The organism is Bacteriovorax sp. BAL6_X (assembly GCF_000443995.1).
GTDB lineage: Bacteria > Bdellovibrionota > Bacteriovoracia > Bacteriovoracales > Bacteriovoracaceae > Halobacteriovorax_A.
This window is the reverse complement of the sequence record NZ_AUMC01000006.1, coordinates 345647-367171: the sequence shown is the minus strand read 5'-3', so window position 1 is coordinate 367171 and position 21525 is coordinate 345647. Positions and strand designations below refer to the sequence as shown.

The 21525-nt window shown below is 35.6% G+C and carries 21 protein-coding genes; 8 read left to right on the top strand and 13 right to left on the bottom strand.

Features of this window, described 5'->3' with window-relative positions; all coding sequences use genetic code 11:
• Window positions 1-127: 127 nt before the first annotated feature.
• From M902_RS06005 to M902_RS05995, 3 genes are all read left to right on the top strand, one after another.
• The gene (locus M902_RS06005; protein ID WP_021266718.1) at window positions 128-952 is read left to right on the top strand and encodes a ThiF family adenylyltransferase; all 825 of its coding nucleotides are present in this window, start codon (window positions 128-130) and stop codon (window positions 950-952) included.
• Window positions 953-961: 9 nt separating this feature from the next.
• Window positions 962-1807, top strand: a complete 846-nt coding sequence (locus M902_RS06000) for a hypothetical protein (protein ID WP_021266917.1) — start codon at window positions 962-964, stop codon at window positions 1805-1807.
• A 214-nt stretch (window positions 1808-2021) separates the two neighbouring features.
• Entirely contained in the window at window positions 2022-3365 is a 1344-nt protein-coding gene (locus M902_RS05995; protein ID WP_156979731.1) for a sensor histidine kinase KdpD, read from the top strand.
• Here M902_RS05995 and M902_RS05990 read toward each other — a convergent pair.
• Window positions 3349-4095, bottom strand: a complete 747-nt coding sequence (locus M902_RS05990; RefSeq protein WP_021267122.1) for a hypothetical protein — start codon at window positions 4093-4095, stop codon at window positions 3349-3351. The genes M902_RS05995 and M902_RS05990 overlap by 17 nt on opposite strands.
• Window positions 4096-4108: 13 nt before the next feature.
• Complete coding sequence (locus M902_RS05985; protein ID WP_021266681.1) at window positions 4109-4714, bottom strand: iron-containing redox enzyme family protein; 606 nt, start codon at window positions 4712-4714, stop codon at window positions 4109-4111.
• 208 nt (window positions 4715-4922) lie between these two features.
• Between M902_RS05985 and M902_RS05980 the strand changes: the two genes are divergently transcribed.
• Window positions 4923-6680 carry a DEAD/DEAH box helicase gene (locus tag M902_RS05980; protein WP_021266817.1) on the top strand — a complete coding sequence of 586 codons (1758 nt, stop codon included), beginning with the start codon at window positions 4923-4925 and terminating at the stop codon, window positions 6678-6680.
• Here M902_RS05980 and M902_RS05975 read toward each other — a convergent pair.
• The gene (locus M902_RS05975) at window positions 6654-7262 is read right to left on the bottom strand and encodes a hypothetical protein (RefSeq protein WP_156979730.1); all 609 of its coding nucleotides are present in this window, start codon (window positions 7260-7262) and stop codon (window positions 6654-6656) included. The genes M902_RS05980 and M902_RS05975 overlap by 27 nt on opposite strands.
• A gap of 73 nt (window positions 7263-7335) precedes the next feature.
• On the opposite strand from M902_RS05975, the gene M902_RS05970 reads away from it, so the two are divergent.
• From M902_RS05970 to M902_RS15795, 4 genes are all read left to right on the top strand, one after another.
• Window positions 7336-9540, top strand: coding sequence for a toprim domain-containing protein (locus M902_RS05970; protein WP_021266685.1), 2205 nt, complete (start codon window positions 7336-7338; stop codon window positions 9538-9540).
• Between the two features lie 24 nt (window positions 9541-9564).
• The gene (locus M902_RS05965) at window positions 9565-11031 is read left to right on the top strand and encodes a DNA gyrase subunit A (RefSeq protein WP_021266744.1); all 1467 of its coding nucleotides are present in this window, start codon (window positions 9565-9567) and stop codon (window positions 11029-11031) included.
• Between the two features lie 296 nt (window positions 11032-11327).
• Complete coding sequence (locus M902_RS16755) at window positions 11328-11732, top strand: integration host factor subunit alpha (protein ID WP_084710483.1); 405 nt, start codon at window positions 11328-11330, stop codon at window positions 11730-11732.
• Window positions 11733-12167 (top strand): MerR family transcriptional regulator, encoded by a 435-nt coding sequence (locus M902_RS15795; RefSeq protein ID WP_021267104.1) that lies wholly within the window; start codon window positions 11733-11735, stop codon window positions 12165-12167.
• Here M902_RS15795 and M902_RS05950 read toward each other — a convergent pair.
• From M902_RS05950 to gspF, 10 genes are read right to left on the bottom strand one after another with little or no spacing between them, the layout of a single operon-like run.
• A complete protein-coding gene (locus M902_RS05950; RefSeq protein ID WP_021266998.1) occupies window positions 12126-13097 on the bottom strand; it encodes a polyprenyl synthetase family protein in 972 nt (323 codons plus the stop codon). The two genes, M902_RS15795 and M902_RS05950, sit on opposite strands and share 42 nt — an antisense overlap.
• A 35-nt stretch (window positions 13098-13132) precedes the next feature.
• A complete protein-coding gene (locus M902_RS05945) occupies window positions 13133-14092 on the bottom strand; it encodes a type II secretion system protein N (protein ID WP_021266986.1) in 960 nt (319 codons plus the stop codon).
• Window positions 14092-14709, bottom strand: a complete 618-nt coding sequence (locus M902_RS05940) for a hypothetical protein (RefSeq protein ID WP_021266937.1) — start codon at window positions 14707-14709, stop codon at window positions 14092-14094. Before M902_RS05940 ends, M902_RS05945 begins: the two co-directional genes overlap by 1 nt.
• On the bottom strand, window positions 14709-16286 hold the full coding sequence (gene pilM, locus M902_RS05935; RefSeq protein WP_021266906.1) for a pilus assembly protein PilM: 1578 nt from the start codon (window positions 16284-16286) through the stop codon (window positions 14709-14711). The genes M902_RS05940 and pilM overlap by 1 nt, the downstream gene beginning before the upstream one ends.
• Window positions 16287-16346: 60 nt before the next feature.
• Complete coding sequence (locus M902_RS05930) at window positions 16347-17714, bottom strand: hypothetical protein (protein WP_021266589.1); 1368 nt, start codon at window positions 17712-17714, stop codon at window positions 16347-16349.
• Window positions 17698-18606 (bottom strand): type II secretion system protein J, encoded by a 909-nt coding sequence (locus tag M902_RS05925; RefSeq protein ID WP_021266721.1) that lies wholly within the window; start codon window positions 18604-18606, stop codon window positions 17698-17700. Before M902_RS05925 ends, M902_RS05930 begins: the two co-directional genes overlap by 17 nt.
• Before the next feature lie 6 nt (window positions 18607-18612).
• Complete coding sequence (locus M902_RS05920; RefSeq protein WP_021267034.1) at window positions 18613-19125, bottom strand: prepilin-type N-terminal cleavage/methylation domain-containing protein; 513 nt, start codon at window positions 19123-19125, stop codon at window positions 18613-18615.
• Entirely contained in the window at window positions 19110-19775 is a 666-nt protein-coding gene (locus tag M902_RS05915) for a Tfp pilus assembly protein FimT/FimU (protein WP_021266569.1), read from the bottom strand. Before M902_RS05915 ends, M902_RS05920 begins: the two co-directional genes overlap by 16 nt.
• A gap of 24 nt (window positions 19776-19799) precedes the next feature.
• Complete coding sequence (gene gspG / locus M902_RS05910) at window positions 19800-20255, bottom strand: type II secretion system major pseudopilin GspG (RefSeq protein WP_021267053.1); 456 nt, start codon at window positions 20253-20255, stop codon at window positions 19800-19802.
• Window positions 20256-20302: 47 nt separating this feature from the next.
• The gene (gene gspF, locus M902_RS05905) at window positions 20303-21511 is read right to left on the bottom strand and encodes a type II secretion system inner membrane protein GspF (RefSeq protein WP_021267133.1); all 1209 of its coding nucleotides are present in this window, start codon (window positions 21509-21511) and stop codon (window positions 20303-20305) included.
• Between the last annotated feature and the right edge of the window lie 14 nt (window positions 21512-21525).

Here is a 21525-nt window from a genome sequence, read left to right as displayed (position 1 = left end):
AGTATCAAGTATTACTAGAGTGTGCCAAGTATTTTTGCTGAGAAATTAAAAAAGTCTGGTTGTAACTCCTCAAATTCTCCAAAAAATCTATTTTAATCTATACTCTCACGTTAACTGGAGGGTAGAGATGTTTTCAAGAAATATTGGTTTAATTACTCAAGAAGATCAAGATAAGTTGCAAGGAGCATCTGTTTTAGTTTGTGGTGTAGGCGGTATGGGAGGAGTCGCTAGTGAGGTCCTTGTTAGAATGGGAATCGGAAAAATTAAAATTGCGGACTTTGATCGTTATGAGGCACATAATTCAAATCGCCAAATTCATTGTAATGCAAATAATTATGATCGCTATAAAGTTGATGTTTTAGAAGAAGAGTTTAGAAGTATAAATCCAAATTTAAAGATTGAATCATTTAGAGAAGGTGTGACAAAAGAGAATATAGATGCGCTTTTAGATGATGTCGATATCGTGATTAACGGGATGGATGAAATGTTCTACTCGTTAATTTTAGAGCGAGCAGCTCGTCGAAAAAGCATTACTATTGTTGATGCTTGGATAACGCCATTTGCTTCGATATTTGTTATGACACCTGATTCTCCTCATTGGGAAGATTATCTTAACTTATGTACCAGAGACGTTGCTATTGAAGATTTAACCCCTGAGTTGTGTAATCAGGCCGTCAGGGAAGAAGTCGATTTTACTTTCAGTCACTTTTCTCCCTATAAATATATTTCCAAGGATCTCGTTGATAAAATTGTAACTAAAGAAGCTACTAGACCAAGCTTTACACCTGTAGTTTGGCTCTCTGGTGTATTAATGGCCAATGAAGCCTACAAAGTTATTTGTGGCCTTCCACATACAGATCACTTAGGTGTGTTTTTCGACCAATACGAGTTTCAACTAGTAAAAGCAGGGACAAAGGGCAAAAAAGGAATACGAATAAAGAAAGCTGGTTAGGGAGTAATTATGAACGAAATAAAATGGGGGAGTTACTCCTTTAAAACATATTTTAGGCCAGGTCTTCATTTAGATGATTTAAGCTTAAAGCGCTTGTACCGTTCAATTGTTGAAATTAATAATACTTCAAAGAAAAAAGTAAATATAAAATATCTTCAACTAGAGGATATGGATGAGGTTAAAAGCTTTCTGAGTCATATTATTGTTTCAGTTGTTCATACACGTGGAAAAGATATTTCATTTTTGATGAATTATATAATTGAAGATGGCGCTGTTAATATTCTTCATGTTGGGATTATGGTTGCAAATTCATATATGGGTAATGATGCAATGGCAATGCTGGCATGTTTTAATAAATTAGAATATTTTAAAAAACATAAGAGATTTTATACGACTAATATTTCCGCCACACCTGCTGCTATTGAAGCATTCGACAAAATAAGTCACAAAGTATGGCCGTCTCCTAAGGAACAAATTAAGAGGCCACCAAAAGACTATATTAACGTCGTTAAACTTCTCGAAGAGTTCTACATTAAGAAGTGGTTTGAAGATCCTACAGAGTGCAGTATTGATCCTTATCGCTTTATTCTTAGGTCACCGTGTAAGAAGATGGGGTTTAAAACAAATATGTTTCGGATGAGTCGAGCAAGTAGTATTGAATATCAAAAATTTTGTCATAGTATCATTGACTACGAAAATGAAGAAGATTTGGTACAAGTTTCAAAATCTAGTTATTTTGAACTTTTAAAAACTTATCTACTTACTAATATATTCCTATACTTTAAAAAACCTCCAAAATACTACGGCGAAGAGAGTAAATTGAATGAACATACAGAAGTAGAGAAGGCAGCTTAGTCAGCTTAAAATTGGGCCTGAGGTATGAGAGTTACACTTGGGCCAATTTTAAAAGTCTTATGTAAATAAAAAATATGGTTTACCGATAATTATTCATGTATTTGTTTAAAGAATTCTTAAAAAGTCTGTAAATTCAAATAGTTATATGCTGAAAAAGATTCACTATCTTAGTAAATCATATTTGTTTCTCATCGGTTTATGGTACTGAATACTCGTGGATTCAATTATTATTTTATACGCTATTTTATTAGGCTTTCTAGTGCTATGTACTGCGAGTGTATTTCTCGTATCTGCCGTCGATCGATATCAAGACTATCTTGATTTTAAAAAGTTTTTAGTCACGGTTATTATTGCGTATTTTATTAATTTTACTGTTGGTGTGACACCTCATTTGGCGGCGGCATCTTTTTGCCTTCAGTTCTTTCCGATATTTTTCTTGAGTAATTATATTTTAGCAGGACAAAATAGACTAAGTTTTCGCTACTTTGGCCTCTTGCACTTAATTGGGATTACCTTTAGTTTTCTTCTTGCTTTATGGACTGATAACTTTACAGTCTTTAGTCTTCCATTAGTTTTGAGTGCATATTCTCCAGGGTTTGCTGCAATATTTTATATTCTTAAAAGGAAGAGCTCTCTCACTAATTTCTTCTATCTCTTTGTTATGGCCCTAGGTGCACTGAATTTTATTTCTTTTTCCGTCTTTCGCTTTGTTCCTGGGACAGAGTTGTGGGGATGGAGTGCTGCGGTTTTAAATTATATTTTAATTATGTACTGCTTTTTTCTGATGATTTTAGATAAGAAAGTAATACTAGATGCTGAGTTAAAAGATGAGTTAAAGCTTACAAATACACTATATAAAACTTTGATACACGATACATCCAATGATTTGAATTATTTATCTTTTAGTCTAAGTCGAGCAATTAAAAGAGATGACATTTCTTTCGTTGAGAAGGCGAATGAGAGATTAAACGAGTTAATTAGGTTTAAAACAGAGGTTAGAAAACAGTATCAAAGTGAGAAAGGTGTAAGTCATAAAGTTAGTATGATTAATATTCTTTCTCGAATTGATAACAACTTCTTAGATATTTATCGTTTAAAAGGAATTCAGCTAGTTAAGTCGACAATGAACGAGGGCGATGACGTTAATATTCCTATAAGTGAAGAAGTTTTAATTAAAACTATTATCGGAAACTTACTTTCTAATGCATTAAAATTTTCGCCAAAAGGTGCACAGGTTCACTTAAGTATTAACGTGTGTGCGGATATGATGCATATACAGGTAATTGATTCAGGGAAGGGGATTCCTGAGCATATTGTAAACGAGGTTAAGGCCTATAGTAAAGTTACTTCTAGTAGTGGGACAAACCACGAAATGGGCACTGGTATGGGGCTTGGAATTGTTTGTTTCGTTGTTGATCGAGTTAAAGGTGAAGTTGAGTTCACATCTCGAAAAGGTAAAGGAACGACTATTGATATAAGAATACCAACAGTCGTTACTGAATTTATTAATGAATTAAAATTTAAAGATCATATAGCTCAGTCTACGCTACTGCAGTAAGTTCTTCGTAAATAGAGCTCAAATTTATTTCCAAGTTACTATTTGATTTAAAATTTTTAAATAAATGCTCTGTTATTTTAAAAATAGGATGCGTATACCGAAGTTTACTCATGATACTTGCATCTGTTGAGAGAATATCAACATAATCTTGGGTCCCATTTGAAAATTGAAATAGCTGGTTCTCCACTAATACTCGTGCACCAACAGATATACTGGCCTGTGACACTTTTTTGTTGGAATTAGTGCAAGAAATAATTGGCCCGTTATTTTGCATTAATGATCTCTCCATTAATGTCACAAGTACTAATGCCTTCCATGGGAATTCATCACTCTTGGTATTAAACTTTGATGTGATGGTAAAGTTTCCACATGCCAGAATATGATTTCCTTCAATCCTTTTCAATACTTGTTTTTTAATAAGATCATTCCAATTCTTAAAATATGATGAGTTTTGATCGATATTACTTTCTAGATTAAAGACTGTATTGGCCCCTCCTCCAACGAATTCTCCCTTGTAGTAAATACCAACTAACTCATCTTGTTTGTATAGTTCATCTGAATAGAGTTCAATTTCTCCCTCACTAAGTCCAAGGTTTTTATATGCACTAGTCCATGTACTCTTCCATTCATTATAAAATTTTTCATAGTAACAATAGAGAGGGTCATTAAAGTCTGTATTTCTTGGTGATAGAATAATAAGTTCTAAGTCTCTAATATCGATACTCTTCATTTTCTGCTCCTACTTATGCCGCGTTGTTAACTTTCTTTCCTATGTTTGATTCAATTTCATCTAAGATTTTGAAAAATATTTCTTGTGAGTATCTTTTATTTTCAGCAATAAGGTTTTGTATATTCTTGGGAAGGGATTCGATTAATTTTCGGGCCTCTTCGACATGATCTTCATCTTCTTCATAATGTAGTTTAATAAAGCTAGAGACCTTTCCACTTGAAGCATTTATTTTCTCATGGACGTATGGGCCAGCCTTTGCAACTAAGTCTTCTAAAAAAAATATATAGCCCATTAATGCAAGAGGGTGTTTATACTCAATTTGATAGTACTGGCTTTGGTAAAATGCTTTAGTTAAAGAATGCTCCTTATGACCTTCAATATTTGATCCAAATCTTTTTAGGTCTCTTAAGGCCAATTTGTCGTGAGCACTTTCTTCATTCAAATGCTCTTTAAACCGACGAAATATTTTGTCATCATCTAGTCGTGCCATTGCTAAACAAAGTAGCTTCTCTGAATGAGATACATAAAAGTAGGTTTGTGCCAGATACTCTGCTACAAAACACTCATTCTCCCACGGGTAACTTTTTACTCTTTCATAAATATCAATTTTACTTGTCATACTACGTCCTTCGTTAAGTTAACTGATAGATGGTAACTGAATTTTGTTGTCACCTTGTTTTATTGTGTTAAATGTGTGGAAATAGTTTGTTCAATTAAATTTGTTTCCTTGTTTAGTGCCAAATTTATCGGGTGATAACTCAGCAACTATCTGTATTTATTAGATTATTTTTCTTCATTGATTAGCTCTCTTTTGCTAGTCTTTAGAGATGAAGTTTAAACTAAGGGATTATCAAGTAGAAGCTGTAGACAAGGTTGTGTCTCACTTTAGAAAATGTGCTGATCCTTCTCTTATTGTTCTCCCTACTGGCGCCGGAAAGAGTTTAGTAATTGCTGAGCTTGCGCGTATTGCTCGTGGTCGAGTTCTTGTCATGGCCCATGTCAAAGAACTAGTAGAACAAAATCATGCAAAGTATGAGTCTTATGAGCTAAGTGCTGGGATATTTTCGGCTTCCATGAATCGAAAAGACATGGACGATAAAGTTATCTTTGGTTCTATTCAATCGATTGCACGTGCACCAGAGGATTTTTTTAAAGATTTTTCCCTTGTTATTATTGATGAATGTCACAGAATTTCACTAGAAGAAGAGTCTCAGTATCAACAAGTATTTGATAAGCTTAAAGAAATGAATCAAAAGGTTTTCTTTCTTGGCCTTACTGCCACACCATACCGCCTTGGAATGGGCTGGATTTATAATTATCATTACCATGAAATCTTAAGAACAAAGCAAGAGCGCTTTTTTAAACATTGTATCTATGAGCTACCTCTAAGTTACATGATTAAAAATGACTATCTCACAAGGCCAATAAAAATAGATTCGCCAGTTGCCTGTTATGACTTTTCAAAACTTGAAATTAACGAAAACTCTGGAAGATTCTTATCGCAAGAAATTGAAAAAATTTTAAATGATAGTGCACGTGTTACACCTGGGATTGTAAAGCATATCGTTCAAGAGGCAAAAGAGCGTAATGGAGTGATGCTTTTTACATCAACTGTAAAGCATGCCAATGAAGTCTTGAGTCTTCTTCCTAAAGGGGAGAGTGCAATTGTAACAGGTGAAACTGATCAGAAAATTCGCGATCAAATCATCGAAGACTTTAAGAATCAAAAAATTAAATTCTTAGTAAATGTCTCTGTTTTAACGACAGGTTTTGATGCACCTCATGTGGACTTGATTGCTATCCTTCGCCCCACTGAGTCCATTAGTCTTTATCAACAAATTGTTGGCCGTGGACTTAGGCTTTATGAAGGTAAAGAAGACTGTTTGATTCTCGACTACACGGGACTTGATCACGATATATTTAAGCCGGAAGTTGGTGAGGTGCGACCTCATAGCGATACACAAGAGGTACAAGTGATGTGTCCTGATTGTGGCCATGCCAATATCTTCTGGGGAAAGGTTGATAGTGAGGGTGGAATCACTGAACACTATGGCCGAAAGTGTCAGGGGATTCATATTGATGAAAGTGATATGAGTGTCGAAGAGTGTGGTTTTCTCTTCCGTTTTAAAAGTTGTGACAATTGCGGACAGAGTAATGATATTAGTGCACACATTTGTGCGCATTGTGAACATGAGTTACGTGATGCTGATAAGAAATTAAAGGAGGCCATGCAGCTTAAAGATGCACATATTATGCGAGTAGAGGAGATGATCTTTGCCGAGCATCAAGGTAAGAAGGGGCGCTCGCTAGAGGTTAGTTACTTTGATGTGAATGGAGAGTCTCTTAAAGAATATTATCAGTTAAATAATAAATCACAACAGATGGCCTTCTATCATGCTTTTGTAAAAAAACACTTAAAGACACCAGAGCTTAAGTATTATATTGATGACCTAGACAAAGTTTTGAAAGATCGAAAATACTTTAGAGGGCCAAAGTTTGTAATTGCTCGTAAGAAGCAGCGTTTTTGGCAAATAAGAGAGAAGATCTTTATTGAAGAGCTAAAGTCGGCGAGATACACGAAATAATTTTTCCATTGCAAGCTCTCCCAAAGTTTCAGAAAACATTTCAAAGAGTGCATCAGGAATAGAAGACTTTTCTCCTTTCCAGTAGCTCTTAGAAAAGAAGAGGCACTTTCCATTTGAAAGCTGTCTCACATTTATTTCGCCTTTTAGTCCTTTTAAAAAACCTTTATTAAATGTGAACGGATAAGTTCCTGGTTTAGTGATACGTGGGATTCTAAAATTTAGAGACATGGGAAATGGCATTAAAGTATGATCGAGATAGAGATAAATTTCTTTCTTCTTTTCTGAGTAACCCGATAGTTTTACTAGGTCGATATATTCATTGAATTTTTCGTAGCGCGACAATTTTCTTAATGCGACTTTGCATTTATTTGGATGAATTCCATATATTTGGTAATCTAAACTTTGTTTGTTTTCTTCGGTCTTAACGATGGCCTTTCGGTAAATTCTTTTTTTATCAACTAAAATTTCTTTGATATCTGCATCGATACCCTTGAAATCAGAGGCGATGGCGAGATTTGAAAATGTCAAAATCAAGTAAAAAACTGCTGTAATTATCAATGGTTGACGCGTTGTAACTTTCAAGGCCTTTAAGTTTCCCTTATTCTTTATAGTAAATTCATTATAGCACGAAGCTAAGATAGGGGAAAATTTAAGCATGGGACGCAGCATTGAAAAAGTGAATCGTAAAGGTAGGACGAAAGACGCTGTCATTGAGAGTAAAGATCAAAGATGGCACTGTCGAAACCGTATTACGCTCGTCTTTGGTTCTAATGATATTGAAGATTTAGAGACATATGTCTACGAAGATAAGTCAGTCGATTTTAAAACGGTAAAATTTCACCAAGCAAAGTCAAAGGCCATTGAAGAGCTTTTAGATAACTGTATTGACGAATATTATCGTGGACACGTTACAGAAATTCACACTTCACTAAGTGAAGATGGGAAAACAGTTACAGTTGCTGATAACGGAATTGGCTTTCCTCTAAATAAAGTGAAACAAGTTTACTCTGAATTTAGAACTGGTTCTAAATTTAAAGATGAAGAAACTGATGAGAAAGGCTTTCTTCATCGAACTCTTGGACAAAACGGTCTAGGTGCCGCTGCAACTTGTCTAACGGCAGATGAGTTTTTTGTAACGATTAAGCACTATAACTCTAAAAAAGAGCAAACAACGAAGTTCATTGATGGAGCTCTTAAAGTTTCACAAACTAAGCCGAAAGCTTTTAAGGGTGCTTCAGGTGTTTCGATTCAGGTAACACTGGCCAAAGAGGTATACAAAGACAATAAGATCGATGAAAACCTTTTAAGAAAGCGTATTATTGACCTTGCTTATAATAATCCGGGACTTGCTTTCTACTTTAATGGTGAGAAATATCACTATCAAAAGGGGCTCTATGAGCTAGCTCAAAGAATTGATGAAGTAAATGCTCACGATTTTGGTGAAACAGCTTATATCTACGAGACAATAAATACGAAAAAGAAAAAAGTTAAGGGAAAGATCGATATGTCTCTTTCTCTAACAATTGATAAAGGCAGCGAGGAAAGAGAAAAGTTTATCTCTTTTGTTAACTCAACTCCTACATATGACGGTGGTTTTCACCATGACCGTGTAAGAAGAATTTTTATCAATGCTGTAAAAGACAAGTTAGAGCGTCAGGCAAAGAAAGAGAAAATCAAGTTAGTTGATAATGATGTTCTTTCTGGCCTAACTTTCGTTCTTGGTGTGACAATGCCTAATCCAAGATTTGAGTCACAAACGAAACGTAAACTCGTTCGTGATGTTCATCTTGAAAAGGCACTTGAAGAACTCATGAGCAAGTCGATAGATAAGTTCATGAGAAAAAATAAGGACTATCTTGAAGTCGTTATTGAAAGAGGGAAGTCACGCCATAAGTATCAGGTTCTAAAAGAAGCAGCTTCAAAAGGCCGTAAGCAAAAAAGACAAAGAGTTGAAAAACTTCTTGATGCTAACGAAAGAAAGAAGCGTGAGTTGTGTACACTATTTATTTGTGAGGGGGACTCGGCCATCGGTGGTCTAAGGTCAGCTCGTAATAAATTATATCAAGGTGGGATTGCTCTTCGTGGTAAGCCGATGAACGTTGCTCAAGCTGGTATCAAAGATATTTTAAATAATCAGGAATTCTCTGACATCATGGCATCAATTGGTCTTGTTCTAGGGCAAGAAGTTGATGAGAAGAAACTTCGTTATTCGAATATTGTCTTCCTTGCCGACTCGGATGTTGATGGTGGACACATTAATACACTTTTAACAAACTTCTTCTACCAGTTCTGGCCTGAATTATTTGAGATGGGTGCAATTCAAATTGCTAAAGCTCCACTTTTTGAAGTCGTGACAGACAAGAAAACTCTCTACTTTGAGTCAGATAAGGAACTTGAAGAATTTAGAGATGCTGGTGAAGTAAAGATTAAAGAAATTCATCGAAATAAGGGACTTGGTGAGATGTCGCCAGAAGCCTGGAAGTATGTTTTATCTAAGGATGAGTACACTAAGATTGTAATTGACCAGAAGTCTAAGGCCAAAGAGATGCTTAATATCTGTTTTGGTAAGGATACAAACCTAAGAAAAGATCTACTTCTTGATGAAGATCAATCTGAAATAATGTCTGAAGCAATTTCTGAAGATAAGGTTGTAACAAAGCCTAAGCCTACAAAGAAAGCGGCAAAGAAAGCGGCAAAGAAAGTTGCAAAAAAGACTGCTAAGAAAGCTGTAGCGAAGAAGTCAGCAAAGAAAGCCGCTAAAAAAACCGCAAAAAAAGCTGTAAAGAAAAAGGCAAAAAAGGCCGTTTCTAAAAAAGCGGTCACTGGTGGCCTAGCGGATATGATTGATTACCTTGATTAAAAAGTATTAGGAAGGAAATAAATAATGCAAGAAACTTATCTTCATTCACTTGAATCAGTAAACTTAGAAGATATCGTAAGAGATGAGTATCGTACATATCAGATCTATACTCTTATGGATCGAGCGATTCCGTATCTTCAAGATGGGCTCAAGCCGGGGCAGAGACGTATTCTCTATACTCTTTGGAAAAATCAGTCGAAGGGACTTTTAAAAGTATCTGCGGCAACTGGTTTAGTTCTAACACTACACCCGCATGGACCAGCTTCAATCGAATCGGCGATTGTTAATATGGCCCAAGATTATACCTTTTCAAATAACTATCCACTTATTGATAAGAAAGGGTACTTCGGTGAGCGTATGGAGACTGATCCTGCGGCCGGAAGGTATATTGAGTGTAAATTAGGTAAGGTATCTGATATCTTATTATTTGATGATATGAACCAAGTTGAAATGGTTCCTAATTACGACGAACGTTCAATGGAGCCTGTAGGTCTACTTCCAAAACTTCCACTAATGTTACTTAACGGTGCAGAGGGGATTGGTACTGGCTTTTCTTCGACTATTCCAAGTTTTCATCATAAAGATTTAATCAAGTCGATGATCTCTTTTATTGAAACTGGAAAAGTGAAAAAAATTAAGCCTTATGTTCATAATTACTCACTTCCTATTCATGTGGATAAAAAAAGTGGCAAGCTCACTTTTGAAATGAGTATTGAAGAAAAAGATGGAAAGTTTTTTATCACAGAACTACCACGTGGATATGATGCTAAGAAAATTTATCGTCACCTGACAAAATTCATTGATAGTGGCTTCATTAAGGATTTCGTTGATGCATCAGTTGATAACGAAATTAATATCGAGCTTCTTTTTAAAAAAGGACAAGAAGTTACTCTTAAAGAAGTACAGGATACTGTTGGAGCAACTTCATCTCTTTCACCGAACTACACACTCATTTCAGAGCGAGGTGTTAAGATATTTGAGCAGGCCGAAGAGATTATTGAGATTTTTACTGGTGAAAGACTTAAAGTCGTTACTCGTCGTTATGAACTTCTATGTCTTGATCTTAAAGACTCTATCACAAAGAATAATGAAATCATTAAGTTCATTAAAAATAAAGAATACGAGAAGGCGACAAAGTCTAAGAATAGAAAGTCATTTGTTGAATACCTAGATAAGAAAAAGTACGTCTATTCTGATTATCTAGCAGATATGCCAATATATCGTATGACTAAGGATGAAGTAGAAAAGCGTAAGCTTCTTGTTAAGGACGAGACTAAGAGACTTAATGAGTATACAAAAATTGCAAAGTCTCCAAAACTTGTAGCTAAGAAGCTTGTCGAAGAGCTAAATGAAGTTGACACAAAACTAACTGACTGGCTCAAGAAGAAAGACGCTGAAAAGCTTAAGCTTCTAAAGAAGATTGCTAAAGATCAAGAAAAACTTGGTAAGAAAAAGGCCAAGAAGAAAGCCGTTAAGAAAAAATCTAAGTAAAAAAGTCAGAAATAAAAAATCCCCAGCAGAAGTATAAAACTTGTGCTGGGGATTGTTCATGTCAATACGCCAATTTGACAAGAAGAAGTTGATATAATCATGTTACATGGTATTTATTTAGTCGTTCAACTTAAGCTTTTCTTAAAACTGGCTTAATTGACGATTTAACACCAAAAAAGCCTAAGTTATTAAAATGAAATATATTTCCCACAAAATTTTTTTTGTTAAATATTCATAATTCTGCTAACCTATTAATATATAAAGGTTCTTTTGATTCATGGAGGAATGCAATGAGCTTGACTAAAGCTGATATTGTCGAACGAGTTTATAAGGAAGCAGGGTTTTCTAAAAAGGAAGCTTCTGATCTTGTCGACTTAGTTTTTAAAGTAATTAAAGATACTTTGGCCCGCGGGGAGAAAGTAAAAATTTCTGGTTTTGGAAACTTCTCAATTCGCGATAAAGCATCAAGAGTTGGCCGTAACCCACAAACAGGTGAGGCGATGGAAATCTCTGCAAGACGTGTTCTTACTTTTAAACCATCACAGGTTTTAAAGGAAGATATTACTGGACGCTACGTACACCGTATCGACGATAAAGGTAAGGAAGACACTTCGATTGCACCTAAAGAAGGAACTCCGAAAGCACTTACATCATTTAGAAATGATACTGATGATGACTTCGAGAGTGAAAACGGATTTTAAATGCTAGAAACATTATCGATTCCACAGAAATCGTTATTTAAACTTGATGAAGTTTGCTCAATTATTGGTGTAAAGCCATACGTATTAAGATTTTGGGAAAGTGAATTTGACGAAATTTCACCTCTCGTTTCTTCTACTGGTCAAAAACTTTTTGAACAAAAAGATATTCAAATGCTGGCAAAAATTAAAGGCCTTTTATTTGAAGAGAAGATGACTATTGAAAAAGCTAAACTAGTTTTAAGAGGTCAACTTGATCCTTCTAAAGACACTAGTGGAGCTACTAAGAAGAAATTAAATACAAAGCCTGTAAAGTCTTCTAAATCAAAGGTTGCAAATTATAATATTGATTTAGATAAGCTTGAGCAAGCTAAGAGCATCCTTAATCAATTGAACCTAAAGAGTCAAAGTATTCAACAAAGAAATAATTGGATCTAAAGAGGCGGGCCTAGTGCCTGTCTCTACATTTAAGTGATCAGTTATTGTTTCTTTATTAGGTTCGATAATACCAAGTATCTTTCCAAGATATTCTCCGTATACTAGACGGATATTTTCGCACGCGAACTTTTCAAAAAATACTTTCATATACTCAAGGTTAGATTGTAATTCTACAAAGCAGTCCTGTCCTCTCGTTTTCCATGGATTGATGGCCTCTTCATGTTCACTTAAAACTTCATCTTCAAGCTCACAAAGATCATCAAGTAGCTGAAAGGCTATTCCCATATGGTGTCCGAGACGGTGTAGTGTTTTGGCCGTTTCTAAGTTTGCCTCATCATTAAAAAGATAAGGGCCTACAATTGAGAGTTGGATAAGACGTGCCGTTTTCAATTTATGAGTAAGGATTAAGTTCTTAAAGCTCTCAGTCATGTGGTGACCAAGGTCTAGGGCCTGGCCAAGAATGAGGCCTTTTGCTCCTAAGCACCAATGAGCATAATTTAAAATTTCATACTTATTCTTTACGTTAATCTTATTAATTAAATTAAAACTAAGAGATTGAAGTGCATCTCCTGCTAGGAGTGCTTGCCATTGGCCAAACTTTGCATGAGTTGATAATCGTCCACGGCGATATTCATCGTCATCCATACAAGGCATATCATCATGAATTAGTGTATATGTATGATGAATTTCTAATGCACATGAGAAGCTCTTAACTGACTTTCTAAGCCTTTCTTCATTAAAGTCTATACCAAAGTCTTTAGCTGTCGCATAAGCGAGCATAGGGCGAAACAACTTTCCAGCAGGCAAGAGGGAGTAATCATAAATCTCACTAAAGAAATTTTGATAATTATTCTGATCGATAAATAATTTTAGGTCAGCTTCAATTTGCTGCCTTGCTTCTTTAAGCTCTAATACAGATTGATTTTGCATTGAATTAAGATGCTTTAAAGTTGGCCTTTAGTCAACTAGCGCTTAATCATTTTCGGTGTGTTTGGACGGCCAAGCGTACCATCAATTTTCATATGATAGAAACCTTGCTCATCAGGAGTTCCATTGCCTAGAAGAAGATTGATAATAGCAAAACTTTCAATAAATTCAGGAGTAAACTTTACCTGTGCTTCGATATCAAGACGAGAGTTTCTGATATTTCTTTTATCAAGAGTTATAGTACCACTGGCATTTGCACGAATAGGCGAGTTGCTGTCCCCAATAATAAGCTCTTGAATTTCAACTGCTCCAGCGTCCTCAGAATGGGCCTTGAAAGAGAGATTGTTAATTGCAAGAGTTGGTAATTCAAAACTTTGTATTACTTGTGTGGGAATTGAAAAGTCTTTCGACGTTAGATAGATATCAAGATCCTTAATGGCCTTAAGGTCTGTGCTAACAAGAGCATTTAGATTGATTGTTCCATCAAGTTTAAAGTTATTCATTAGTGGAGCAAGAGCATCAAAGCTAATAACTGTATTTTCAACCTTCACGTATTGAGTTGAAAAATTATGAATTGATTTAACGTTAATCTGATTATCAAGTCCTGCGATCTTATTAATTTCAGTATTGAAAGTAAATCCCATTGGAGCAATGCTTGGCAGCCCTAGAGAAATATCAGCTTCTGAAATTAAAATTCCAGAGCGTGAGTTTAAACAGCGAGAAGATATATCAATCTCTTTTAAATTAATCCCTGGCAAAAAGTAGCTTAAACTAGCATTTTGATAGTAAATAGGGCAGCTACGATTCTTTCTTAGTCCATCGTAAACGAGATTCATAATCTTGTCTTCGACAGAAAAGTTAAAGATAAAACCAAAAAATAATGACAAGAAGGAGAAGATAGAAATTAAAAAGATTGTCTTCTTATTGATCTTATAAATATCTGTTTGTTCTGCTGCTTCGCTCATATTATTCTTTTGATTACCTAAGTTATTTTGCATTAATTAACCTTTGCGTAAAACTCAACAAGGAACTTTCCTGAAACGAATTTTCCATCTGTTGTTTTTTCAAGGTCGATCTCTGTGATTATAATTTTAAACTTGCGGTGAAGTTCATTTAAGAGTCCAACGAATGCCTTATTTGTGAATTTCTCAATCATGATACTTGTTTCAATTCGATTTATTGATCCACCAAGGTTTTCTTTTTGAAAACCATCAACATTAAGTTGATTTCCTTTAATATTAAGCCTTGAAGTTGCATTGTTTAATTTGCTTATAAAATCAGACTTCTCATAAATAGCCTCATTGATAACAATAGGGCCTTCTTGGGCCTTAAGCTTTATATTACCTTCTTTAAAGCTTATTATTGTCTGCTCTAATTCTTTTCTTGTATTTAAGTCACTTACTTTGATAGTTCTAAAGATAAAAACACCAATTAGAGCGATAATAGGAATAATAATGACTAGACCAGAAAGGGCCTGGTTAATTATTTTTTGTTCAGTTTCTGAAAAAGAGCGAAGTTGATCGGCAAAGGATTGAAAAACACCAGAGTTCCTAGCTTCTTCAATTTGCTTATCAATAGCGACATCAATTTCTTTAAATACGCTTTTCTGTGTCATTATTTACCTTTAAAGCTAATTGTAATCTTATCTTTATTTGTATCGTCAATATTTGCATCGTTTACATTAAGGCCCTTAAGGACTTTAAGTAACTGCTTCGTATCGCGATCACTCTTACTTTGGAATTGTGCAAAGCCAGAGTTAAGATCACCTTTGTATTTTGTCAGGGAAACTTCTTCATTTCTTTTAATTGCACTTGTGACAGTGTGTAGATTAGCAAGAGCACTCGACTTTGGCACACCAGCTAGTACTTTTAAATCAACTTCTATCGCTTTATTTTTTTGCTTAATAATCTTTGTTAATTTATCAGGTGATTTTCTAAGATATCTTTCCTGCTTTTTTGTAATATTAAGATCGCTCGATTTAATAAGCTTCTTAATCTCTCTGTCGGTTGCTTTGATGTCGCGGTTTACAAAATAGAGTGACTCTACTAAAAAACCAGCACACAGTATGAGACAGACTAGAGCAAGACGATAGAAAGTAAATATTGTATTTTCTAATTTAATCCCATCTTTTAATGCCGATGCGAATTCTTTTGTGAAAAAGTTCTTTGCTGGCTCTCTAAATGTATTAGATACACCCATTGTATAGGCCAATGTTAGAGAGTTGTACTCTTGTGGAGATATCATTCTTTCAAGACCTGGTGTCATAAATTGTGACACACTAACATGCAGTCTTTCTGTAATATAATTATCTATATTCTTAATATTGGCACATCCACCAGTTAAGTAGATATGTTCAATACTTTGACCCGTTTTAACTCGATGACCCAATAACCAGCGATCAATTTGAGAGAGTAGATCTTTAAATGTATGGTGCATCATCAGAGCAAAGTCTTGTTGCTCTTTTGTTACGCTGTCCAGTTGAGACTTCGTTAAGAAAAAGCTATTTTCATGTTTGAAGATTCTAGCTTCGGCCGGACCAATATTATAAGTTTTAGAAATTGCCTCATCAATGGCCGCACCTGCGACATATGAAATATGATGCGTATAGATTATACCGTTATAAATTAAGTAGGCCTTCGTCGTTTGATGACCGATATCGAGAATGCAAACATTTGATTCTAACTTCTTTTCTTCAACAAAACTTTGGTAAACACTAAGTTCTGAAGTTAAGTTTGAAGGTACCGTATGATAGGCCTGTAGAAAGTTTCGATAAGTTGCAAATACACTCTTTTCCGCAATTTGAACTATTGCAGAGAATTGGCCATTAATTTTTTTATAAAGATTAACAATATAGTGAGTATCAGAGATATTAAACGGTAAGTCTTCTTCTAATTGGAAGGGGATCATTAATTCCGCATCTTTCTTGCTTTTAGCAGGTAGATCAAGATAGCGATTCGTTAAAAACTCATTAGGTAATTGAGTAATAATACGACCGTTATAGTGTTGGTCTTTTAAAAAACCAGAGATAATTCTTTGTTGAAGTTCATGTACAGAGACTTCTTGGTCACTAGGGCCACGAACATCTTCGAGTAAAACTTCTTCAATATCGTCAATAATGAATCTTTTTTTGTGTACTCGGCCTTCAACAAATTTAATACTGTAGGCACCACAGTCTATTACTAAAATACTCATAAATTTATTTTACCAAATTTCAATAACTTTGCTGTTTTTTTTTGAATGAAAAATTTGCCATTAGTAAGTGCGTATTTCAACAACTCTAGGGCGTAGTAGGTAGCTCTTTCCAGTCGATTTTTGTTCTTGAGAGGCTGATCCTGACTGCTGTTGTCCATTACCTCCGTCGTCGTCATCATCTAGGTTTTGGGAGCCGCCGGCCTGCTGTCCACTTTGACCTTGAGACGTCGTTGATGGGGCCTGAGGCTTTATTGGTAAGTCGATAAAAGCAGTCAGTTTATAGATCGTATCGGCGTAGCTTCCAATTGATTCTAATTTGAATAATTTCCCACCTGTTCCAATGATGATATCGGCATCGGCAAATTCTTTAATTCTCTTATCGAAGTCAGAAGATTCTACTGCGCCAATTCGATTTGTGATTAGTTCTTTAAAATCTTTATCGCTCTTAAATGAACTTGGTGATGTCCCATTTTCTTCATCTCCGTCGCGATACTTAAAGAATTCTTCAAGAGCAACATCTGACATTTCTGGAAAAAGTACTTTAAGCTGATTAATCGTAATTTCGTTCACATTTATTACAGAGACATTGTGAATAGAAATTCGATCCTTAATTAAATTTACGATTTCATCATCCCAGCCAGCAAGAGAGTAGAGTTCATCAGCTGTTTCAAAAGCTGCATGCTTTGCTTCCACACCAAGGTTTTGATAAGTTCTTTCAATATCGGCCTTTTCAGGCTCTTCGTAATCTTCTTTGCCTGAAACATAATACTTTAATTCTTTTACAAGTAGCTTTGGATCTAAGTTTGAATAGTGGAGCGCAAAGTCTTCATTATTTTCAATCTCATTTCTAAAAGTTCTCTCAAGCATATCTGTGAAAGTTTTCTCCATGAATTGGTGTGGAGTAATTGATGAACTATCTTGTCCACTTTGGCCCGAAGATGACTGAGAAGAATTTCCATTTACAGGCTTAATAACTCTTAATGTATTTGGATTGAGAAAGCCTGTGATTGGCCTTAGGCTTACTGAAATTGATCCCTGAATAAGAGATTCTTTTTCAAATTCAGCAATGGCATTCTTTTGTAGTGCATTGAGCTCTGTTGATACTGGAATAGGGACAATAAAAGGCTGTGTTGCAATTGCTTCGATATCGCTTTTTGAAATTGTGGACTGAAGAGAAGTATTATCTTCAAGTTTATTCCATGCTTCGCGGTAAACTTTCAGCACTGAAAGAGCGTAGTGAAGACCCGCTTCAGCATTAAGCTTAGCTTGAACCTTATCTACTTGTCCTTGAATTCTTATCTTGTTGAGTTTTGTCTCATATGTGAACTGTGCAAGTAGTACTGTTAATATAGCAACTGCTGTGGTTACCATGATAATGGCAATCCCTGACTCATTTCTAAGTATTGTCTTCTTATTTTTTAAAGTCATACTTTTCCTTTAAGTCTTCGCTAGAATTAAATTCTGGCCACATAACACGTATCGTTCGGTTAAGTTGAAGTTCATCTCCGTTCTTTGAAACATAATCGATATTCATACGAATAAGTCGTGGTGTATTTCTAAGTTTATTTAACTCTCTAAGAGACGAAACAAACTTTTCTTTTTCTGGACTGTAGAATTCAAATGAAAAGTCTCTAAGATTTTCAATTACTGGATATTCTTTGGCTTTCCCCCAGTCGAGATCCTTATTGTAAATATCAACAGGGATGATTGTTCTGGTAAGTGAGTAAGGGGCCTCAGTATTCTTTTCTTCTTCCTCTTGGCCTTCCGTCGAAGTTGTCACGACACGGTAGCGTACCCACATTAAGTTAGACTGCTTCATATTTTTTACAAGTCTTCGGTTAGCAGATGATAGAAAAACCAACGAGCCTTTTTCTTCATTCAATATAATCGGAATAGGGACATTACCTGCTGAAAGATTGTCAAAATTCTTATTCTTATATAGATGGGTCGTCATGACATAATTTTTAGATTGCTGCTGTTGTTGCTGCTGTTGACTAGAACTTCCAAGTCTTGATTGGGATTGAGACTGTGATGTATTATAGGCCTTAGCAAATGCCTTATTGTCATCGGCCTTTGATGATTCATAGTATAGGGGAGAGTTGATCAGCTCAATATCCCTTTCTATTCTCATCATTCCAATTTCTAGCTGAAGTCTTTCTCGGTCTTCTTTTGTAACTCGATCATTCGTGTTTACACTACTGTCAACAATTGTATAAATGGCCGTCATAAGAACAGAAAGAATGGCAATAGCGATAAGAACTTCAATTAATGTAAAGCCATTTTCATTTTGGTGAATATGATTTCTTTTTATGCCTTTCATTAAAACCTAGAGTCCGTTTATCTGCACCTTATACTTATCATTTGATAGCCATGTACTAATTGTAAATGTTTCATCAGTAGTATCATCTTTAACCGTCACACTGACTTGCCAAAGAAGCTTCTCAAGATTCTTTTTTACAACGCCAAAAATTTGTTTTTGAATAGCATTATTACTGTCATCACCATCGTCAGGTGTTTCCGATCCCGAAATTTTTTCAAAATCTGGAACAGTAAAATTCTTCCATTCGACGCTATAGCTGATATTATCGTTACTTTCAAATTTTCCAGTCTCTGGTTTTAGTGTGATGCTATCTTTTAGCTCTGGAGGATATGCTAGAATTTCATTCATCTTCTCGATGCCGTATTCACGTAGTGTGATTTCGGTACGCATCTCCATTGAATCAGTAATATTTAAACCTTGGGCAGTAATGTATGAAGTGATAAAAACAGCGAATATTGCGAGCGCAATAAGAACCTCTATGAGGGTAAATCCTGAATTATTTTTTAATTGCTTAACCATTCGTTATAAAGTTCTTCTGCTCTTGTTGTTAGTTTTTCAATATAGTCGTCACTAGAGAAGTTCACATCTTCAAGGCCTACATATTCACGATTGATTACTTGAGTATATGGCTCTGTTGATAGTGCGACCATTTCATCTTCAGTTGCAAGAATAATTATAACAGAATCTTTCTCACCTGTGGGGTAAAAGTAGACATATGGTTTGCCAGTTGTGTGCAATTTTTGTGTCAGGGTACTGCCTATGGCAACAATACGAACTCCGCCTGTTGGACGAAACTCGTTCGCATCAAAGTCGGGAAGTGGCATAAATCTTCCTTGCTTATTTGCTTCTTTTTGTTCTTCCTCTGTTAAGTCATCATAATTCTTTGTCGAGTCCATATCGATAACAAAGTCATTACTTTGGGCCATTTCGAGAGAAAGCTTTTGGTCGATATCTTCAATATCAAAACCTACACGTAAGAACTTATTTGTTAAGCTCGCTTCATCACTTGAGAAGCGAATAATACGTTCAATGTTTTCAATCGTATCATCAAGGTTGCGGCGAGAGGAAAAGGTTGATCCTGCAACCATGTATAGAAGTAGGGAAGCTAAGGCCATGGATACCAGAATTTCAATTAATGTAAAACCTGATTGTCCATGTGCCTTATACATAACTACCCTGACTTTTAATTTAAATTACTTCTTGTCTCTTAGATAGATATCGGCAGCGAAACCTTCTCCACCTTCTTCGTTATCATTACCATAAGACATGATATTGTAAGTCTTTCCATCTGAAGTATACACATACTCCATATCCCATGGATCTAATGGAATTTCATCTGCATCGATAAATCCATTTGGTGGATAATTCTTACACTCGCGTCCCCCAGACGGCTTTGAAATAAGTGAGTCTAATCCCATTTCTGATGTTGGGTAGAAGTTACACTTTCTTCTAAAGTCTTTAAGTAGTGACTCAAGTGACTTCATTTGAATGTTTGCTGACTTTACACGACCTTCTTCTAGTGAGTCGAATACCTTACCTGCAATAAATGTCCCCATTAGTGAAATTAGGGTAAGGGCAATTAGGATTTCAATTAGTGTCATCCCGGCCTGACTCTTCATTACTTGGCGCTTTAAAAAATTGTTCTTCATTTAAAATCTCCTTAAATGTCTTCTTTTTTTATATCCTCTAAAAAAGCTTAATTGATTGAGTTTAGTTCCATCATCGGTACGACAACTGACATAACAATGAAGGCAACGGCTCCACCCATTCCGACCATCATAATTGGTTCGAGTACAGATGTTAACCCACTCAATTTAGATTCTACCTGATCTTCGTAGTTTTCTGCAATGATGTTAAGCATTGGTTCGAGTTCACCTGATTTCTCACCTAAACTAATCATATGGGTAACCATGATAGGGAAGTATCCTGATTGTGCAAGGGGCGCTGCCATGGAAGAACCTTCCGATATATTAACACGAGCACTTTCGATTGCATCTTGCATATGGACATTTCCGATTAGGTTTTTGACAATCTTCATGGAAGCAAGAATAGGAACGCCTGAATTTAAAAGTGTTGCTAGTGTTGAAGCAAAGCGTGAGACGTTCACCATTGTGATAAGTGAGCCAAAGACTGGAAGTTTTAAAGTAACGTAGTCCCATTTCGCGCGACCATTTTTGGTATTGATATAGCGATTAAATAGCCAGTAAAGCCCGAAAGCTCCAATAATTACGGCCCACCAATACTGTTGTAGAAAACCAGATAACCAAATTGAGATCTTAGTTGGTAATGGTAATTCTTTTTTCATGGAAACAAAGATTTTTGTAATCTTCGGAATTACCAGTACGAGAATGACACCCATAACAAGAGCACCAACAAGAAGCATGATGATTGGATACATCATGGCACCTTTGACTTTATTTTTTAATTTAACTTGAGCTTCTGTAAATTCTGCAAGACGAAGAAGAACGATGTCTAATGTTCCAGACTGTTCACCGGCCTCAACCATGTTGACATAGATATGATCAAAGATTTTAGGGTAGTCAGAAAAAGCTGAAGCAAGGGAGCTACCTTCATTAACTTTTTGACGAATCTCTGAAAGGACAACTTTAAGTTTCGGGTTCTCACATTGTTCAATGAGGGCGTTAAAGGCCTCGACAATTTGAATCCTTGCTTTGACAAGAGTGGCCAGCTGTCTTGTCATGAGAGAGAGATCGTTGATTGAAACGGTACTTCCGAAATTTAGTTCAAAAGAAGCCTTACTAGAAGACTTATGTTCTTTAATCGCTGTAAGCATAATACCTTGTGCACGAATCTTGGCCTTTGCTGCCTGTTCGTTTTCTGCTGTGATATTACCTTTCTTTTCAGTACCGGTGCGATCAATACCTTTGTAATCAAATATGGCCATTTCTTCTTACTCTT